Source organism: Stagnihabitans tardus (assembly GCF_009925085.1).
In the GTDB taxonomy this organism is placed as follows: Bacteria; Pseudomonadota; Alphaproteobacteria; order Rhodobacterales; family Rhodobacteraceae; genus Stagnihabitans; species Stagnihabitans tardus.
Window position 1 is genome coordinate 1 of record NZ_JAABNR010000067.1, and the last position, 1,759, is coordinate 1,759.

At 64.7% G+C, this 1,759-nt stretch carries 2 protein-coding genes; both read left to right on the forward strand.

The annotated features are described in order from the left end of the window. On the forward strand, positions 1-356 hold a 356-nt coding region (gene tnpB, locus GV832_RS21575; RefSeq protein WP_354002005.1), incomplete at its 5' end, for an IS66 family insertion sequence element accessory protein TnpB. 58 nt (positions 357-414) lie between these two features. Then, positions 415-1,759, forward strand: a 1,345-nt coding sequence (gene tnpC / locus GV832_RS21580) for an IS66 family transposase (protein WP_168776916.1), incomplete at its 3' end; no start/stop codon positions are given.

Sequence of the window (1,759 nt, forward strand, 5' to 3'; positions counted from 1 at the left end):
CGGGCATGATCGCGTTCCCTGCGGCAGCAAAGGTCTGGATTGCGGGCGGCGCGACCGACATGCGGTGCGGGATGAACAGCCTCGCATTGAAGGTTCAGCAGGGCCTCGGGCGGGACCCGCACGGCGGAGAGATCTTCTGCTTCCGTGGCCGCAAGGGCGATCTGATCAAGGTGCTTTGGCACGACGGGGTGGGCATGTCGCTTTACCTCAAGCGGCTGGAGGCCGGGACGTTCATCTGGCCCGTCAGCGAGAACGGAACCGCAGTTCAGGTCTCGGCGGCCCAGCTGGGCTATCTCTTGGAAGGCATAGACTGGCGCAATCCGCGATGGACGCAGAGGCCTGCATCGGCAGGATAAGGGCTCGTTTCCCTTTGTTTTATTGGTATATTCCGCCCCGCCATGATAATCCTCTCCCATGTCGGAGAACCCATCAGAGATCACGCTTTTGCGCGCCGCACTCGCGGCTGCAGAGGCGCGGGCCGCCGCCGCCGAGCAGGAATTGGCGCGGACGCGCGCCGTAATCTCGGCCTCCGATGACGTGATCCGCCACCTCCGTCTGGAGATCGCCAAGCTCCGGCGGGAACAGTTTGGGGTGAGTTCCGAACGTCGCGCCCGGCTGACCCTGCAGCTGGAGATGCAGCTCGAAGACCTGGAGACCGACATCGCCGCCGACAGGGTCAAGGCCGAGGTCCAAGCGCCAACATCCGGGGTTAGGGCCTTCGAGCGCCGCCGCCCTGGGCGCAAACCCTTCCCCGAGCATCTCCCGCGCGAGCGCGTTGTGATAAAGTCCCCCGCCGCCTGCACCTGTTGCGGCTCGGGGCGGATCGTGAAGATGGGCGAAGACATCACCGAGACGCTCGAGGTCATTCCCCGGCAGTGGAAGGTCATCCAGACGGTCCGCGAGAAGTTCACCTGCCGAGACTGCGAGAAGATCAGCCAGCCGCCCGCGCCATTCCACCCCACGCCTCGGGGCTGGGCCGGGCCCAACCTGCTGGCCACCATTCTCTTCGAGAAGTTTGGACAGCATCTGCCCTTGAACCGGCAGGCCGAGCGGTTTGCCAAGGAAGGCGTAGAGATCAGCCTCTCGACCCTGGCCGATCAGGTGGGCACATGCGCCGAGGCCTTGGCCCCAATCCACGCGCTGATCCGCGCCCACGTCCTCGCCGCCAAGCGTCTGCATGCCGATGACACGACGGTCCCGCTCCTGGCAAAGGGTGGCGCCACAACAGCCCGGCTTTGGACCTATGTCCGCGACGATCGCTCCTTCGCAGGTGGAGCGCCACCGGCGGCGCTCTTCTACTTCTCGACAGATCGCAGGAAGGAACATCCGACCAAACATCTTGCGGGCTGGACGGGCATCCTCCAAGCCGATGCCTATGGCGGCTACAATGACCTCTACAGGGCCGATCACAAGCCGTCCCCGGCGCTCAGTGCGCTGTGCTGGTCCCACGCCCGGCGCAAGTTCTTCGAACTGGCGGACATCAAGGCCACCGCCCGCAAAGGCAAAAAGGTTGCCGAAGAGATCTCGCCCGTGGCGTTGGAAGCCCTCAGCCGCTTCGATGCCATCTTCGAGGTCGAGCGCGGAATCAACGGGCTGGATGCCCAGGCACGCCGCAAGGCCCGCCACGATCTGGTCCGCCCGCTCGTTGAAGACCTGCACGACTGGCTCAAGGCCGAACGATCCCGCATGTCCAAGCACAACCCGGTCGCCAAAGCCATCAACTACATGTTCGAGGAGCCTGGCCGTTGGGAGGCCTTCA